The sequence below is a fragment of the Asanoa sp. NPDC050611 genome, from assembly GCF_040654855.1.
Taxonomy (GTDB): Bacteria; Actinomycetota; Actinomycetes; order Mycobacteriales; family Micromonosporaceae; genus Asanoa.
On sequence record NZ_JBFAIU010000494.1, the window covers coordinates 1 to 4,071 of the forward strand.

Below are 4,071 nucleotides of genomic sequence, written 5' to 3' on the forward strand. Positions count from 1 at the left end.
GGGACACCGGCCAGACCAACGGCTATCCGATGGGCATCCAGAACATCGTCAACGTCACCGTTCCCCTGGCGGGCTGTTCGCGGAGCTCTGCGCGCTCGCGGGGCCCGGGTTCGGCGTCGCGCAGGGCGCCGAACGCCAGCTCGCGAGCGGGCTGCGGGCCGGCGCGGCCGGGACGGTCCCGGGCGTCGGCATGATCGCTCCCGCGCTCTGCGTGGAGCTGGTCGCGCGCGCGGCGGCCGGCGACCACGACGGCGCGGCCGCGCTGCAGGAGCGGGTCGACGCGCTGACCCGGATCTTCTCGGTGCGGTCCGGCGCCAGCGGGATCGTCGTGATGAAGAGCGCGCTGCACCTGCTCGGGCTCTGCCCGCCGCACGCCGCGGCGCCGTTCGAGCCGCTGACCCCACAGGAGCTGGCCGCGCTGCGGGCCCTCCTGCCCTAGGGTCTGTCCGCGAGCAGCCGCCGGGCGACCGGGAACAGACCCGCCCGGCGCACGGGGTCCAGCGGATCGGCCGGGCGGTCCGCGCGGTAGTCGCGCGGCGCGCAACCGTACGCCTGGCGGAAACGGCGCGAGAAGTGGAACGCGTTGACGAACCCGCAGGCGGCGGCGACCGCGGCGACGCTCAGGTTGCTGCGTTCCAGGAGGACGGCGGCGCGGGCCAGCCGCACGAGCTCGACCGCGCCGACCGGACCGCGGCCGTAGCGCTCCCGGAACAGGCGCGCGAGGTGGCCCGGTGAGACGTGCGCGGCGGCGGCCAGCTCGGCCAGCTCGAGCGGGCGGCAGACACCGTCGCTCCAGGCGGCGCGCAGGTGGTCGACCAGGCGGTCGACGTGCTCCGGCAGGTCGTCGGCCGGGTCGGGCAGCGGGCCCGCGACGAACAGGTCGAGCAGCCAGGCCAGCACCTGCGCGGTCCGCGGCTCGCCGGTGCGCAGCAGGTAGCGGCAGAGCGCCGGCAGGGGATCGGTCGCCAGGTCGCGGACGAGCGGCCAGGCCTCGGGCGGTCCGAGCGGCCCGGGGTCGTCGACGTAGAAGGTCACGTACGCGTGCGTGCAGGGCCGGTCGGGGTCCCAGGTGTAGTGCTCCCGCACGCCCGGCCGGGTGAGCAGGAGCTGCCCGGGGCGCAGCTCGTGGGTAACCGGGTCGTCGCCGGTGCGCCGCCAGGACGCGCGACCGGTGAGCATCCAGACGAACTCGAAGCACGGCAGCACGCGCGGGCCCAGGGTGGCGCCGGGCGGGTAGTGGGCCACGGCGGGACCGTTGCGGACGCGTACCCGCAGGTCCGTGGATGTCATGAACAGACAGGTTAGTCGCGCGTCGCGGGCATGGGCACGCGGGCCGCTCCGCCCGACACTGGTAAGGCGAGTCACCATTCCAGACTGGGGGAGCCATGACGACCACGCTGCACCACGCCGTGTCCGATGCGCTGATCGAGCAGGTAACGGTGGACGGCTACGCGGTGCTGCACGACGCGCTGTCGCCCGCCGAGGTGGCCGGGATCAACGCCGAGGCCGTCCGGCTGTGCCGCGGCGAGCTGGGCCAGATCGGGCGCGGCGCGGTGGCGGCGGCCGACGAGCCCGACGCCGACGTGCTGCGCCGGTACCTGTGCGTCCACCACCCGCACAAGCTGTCGCCGGTGATCGCGGGTGCGCTGGCCCACCCGCGGGTCGTCGACGTGCTCACCCGGGTCGTCGGCCCGAACGTCAAGGCCATGCAGTCGATGCTGTTCATCAAGTCGGAGGGCAGGCCTGGGCAGCCGTGGCACCAGGACGAGTTCTTCATACCGACCCGCGACCGCTCGCTGACCGCGGTGTGGATCGCCCTCGACGACGCGACCGTCGAGAACGGCTGCCTGTGGGTGCTGCCGGGCTCCCACCGCCGCGGCGTGCTCTACCCGGACCGCGACCAGGACGACCCGCGGTTCGACTGCTCGATCGAGGCGTACGACTTCCCGTACCGGGACGAGGACGCGGTCCCGGTGGAGGTCCCGGCCGGCGCGGCGGTCATCTTCAACGGCTACCTGCTGCACCGCTCGCTGCCGAACTCGGGCCGGCACGGCTACCGGCGGGCGCTGGCCAACCACTACATGAGCGCCGAGTCGCCGCTGCAGTGGCGGATCCCGGCGGGCGCGGCACCGGCGCAGTGGGACTTCCGCGACGTCGTCCTCGTCGCGGGCGAGGATCCGTACGCCTACAAGGGCATCACCGACGTCACCCGCGCGTACGTCCGGCCGGACAAGGACGGCGGCTGCGACCGCTGACCGGCCCTGGTCATAGCCTGTCAAGGTGTCGCTGACCCTCCACGAGGCCCGTGCGCGGGCCGCCATGCTGTCCGACGTCTCCTACGACCTCGCGCTGGACGTGACGTCGCCCGACTCCTTCCGCAGCCGGGTGGCCGTGCGGTTCCGGACCGCGGGCGGCGACACGTTCCTCGAGCTGCACCGGGCGGAGTCGCTCGCGGTCACGCTGGACGGGTCGGCCGTCGACGCCGCGTACGACGGGCGCCGGATCCGGCTCGACGGTCTCGCCGCCGGCCCGCACGAGGTCGTCGTCGACGCGCGGATGCGCTACGTCACCGACGGTGAAGGGCTGCACACCTTCACCGACCCGGTGGACGGGGAGCGCTACGTCGGCGGTTATCTCGGCCTCGACATCACCCAGCGCCTGTTCGCCTGCTTCGACCAGCTCGACCTCAAGGCCCCGATCACGCTGGCCGTCACCGCGGATCCGACGTGGACGGTGCTGTCCAACGGGGTGTGCACCGCCGCGCGGGACGGGCGGTTCGCGTTCGCCACCACCCCGCCGATCCCGTGCGACCTGTTCGCCGTCGTGGCCGGGCCCTACCGCAGCGTGCGGTGGGAGCACCGGGGCCTGCCGATGGGCTGGCATGCCCGCCGGTCGCTGGCGCGCGAGCTGGAGCGGGACGCCGCCGAGCTGCGGCGGGTGACCGAGGCCTGCTTCGACCACTACGCGGCGGTCTTCGACGAGCCGTTCCCGTTCGACTCGTACGACCAGGTCTTCGTGCCCGAGCTCAACTGGGGCGCGATGGAGAACCCGGGCTGCGTGACGTTCGACGAGTCGATGCTGCCGCGCGCGCGGGTCACCGACGACGACCGCCGGCACCGCGCGATGGTGATCGCGCACGAGATGTCGCACATGTGGTTCGCCGACCTGGTTTCCCCGGTCTGGTGGGAGGACGCGTGGCTCAACGAGTCGTTCGCGGACTACATGGGGTTCGAGGTGGCCGAGACCGTCGCGGGCTTCGCCGGCACCCGGGTGTCGTTCGAGGCCGCGCACAAGCCCGCCGCCCTGCTCGCGGACCGCCGCCGGTCCACCCACCCGGTCGCGCCGGCCGCCGAGGACGTGCCGGACGTGGACACGGGCACGACGATCTTCGACTACATCTCGTACGCCAAGGGGAACGCGGTCGTACGGCAGCTGGTGACCTGGCTGGGTGAGGCGGACTTCCTGGCCGGGGTGAACGCGCACCTGACCCAGCACCGGTTCGCCAACGCGACCCTCGCGGACCTGCTGTCGGCGCTCGACGGTGCCTCGCCGCGCGACGTGCGTGGCTGGGCCCAGGTGTGGCTGCGGCAGGCGGGCCACGACACGATCCGCGTCGTGCGCCGTGGCGACGTCCCCGTGCTGACCCGCGACGGCGTCCGGCCGCACCGGTTCACCGTCACCGCGTACGCGAAGACGCTGGAACCGGTCGGCTCCCGGCTGGTCGACCTCGCGGACGAGCCGGTGGAGCTGCCGGAGTGGGCCGGACTCGTCGTCGTGCCCAACTCGCGCGGCGAGACCTTCGCGCGGATCGAGCTGGACCCGTTCTCCGCGGAGGTCGTCAACGGTGCGCTGGCCGCCCTGCCGGACCCGCTCACCCGGGCGGTGCTGTGGGCGGCACTGCTCGACCAGGCACTACCGGCCGCGCACCTGGATCTCGTGGCCCGGCAGCTGCCGCGCGAGTCCTCGCCCACCCTCGTGACCGCCGCCGTCGACCGGACACTGAACCACCTCGTGTGGCTGCTCGACGACGACCCGCTCGACCCCCTGGCCGTCCTCGTCGACAAGTCGATG

General features: G+C 73.6%; 4 protein-coding genes. 3 read left to right on the plus strand and 1 reads right to left on the minus strand.

The annotated features are described in order from the left end of the window. Window positions 1-439: dihydrodipicolinate synthase family protein (locus AB0H87_RS38930; RefSeq protein ID WP_360157915.1), on the plus strand; the 439-nt coding region annotated here is incomplete at its 5' end. On the opposite strand, the gene AB0H87_RS38935 is transcribed toward AB0H87_RS38930, so the two are convergent. Then, window positions 436-1,290: a helix-turn-helix transcriptional regulator gene (locus tag AB0H87_RS38935; protein WP_360157918.1), complete on the minus strand. Its 855-nt coding sequence runs from the start codon at window positions 1,288-1,290 to the stop codon at window positions 436-438. The two genes, AB0H87_RS38930 and AB0H87_RS38935, sit on opposite strands and share 4 nt — an antisense overlap. 95 nt (window positions 1,291-1,385) lie before the next feature. On the opposite strand from AB0H87_RS38935, the gene AB0H87_RS38940 reads away from it, so the two are divergent. Then, window positions 1,386-2,255, plus strand: coding sequence for a phytanoyl-CoA dioxygenase family protein (locus tag AB0H87_RS38940; RefSeq protein WP_360157921.1), 870 nt, complete (start codon window positions 1,386-1,388; stop codon window positions 2,253-2,255). A 25-nt stretch (window positions 2,256-2,280) separates the two neighbouring features. Further along, the coding region (locus AB0H87_RS38945) for a M1 family aminopeptidase (protein WP_360157924.1) at window positions 2,281-4,071 on the plus strand (1,791 nt) is incomplete at its 3' end.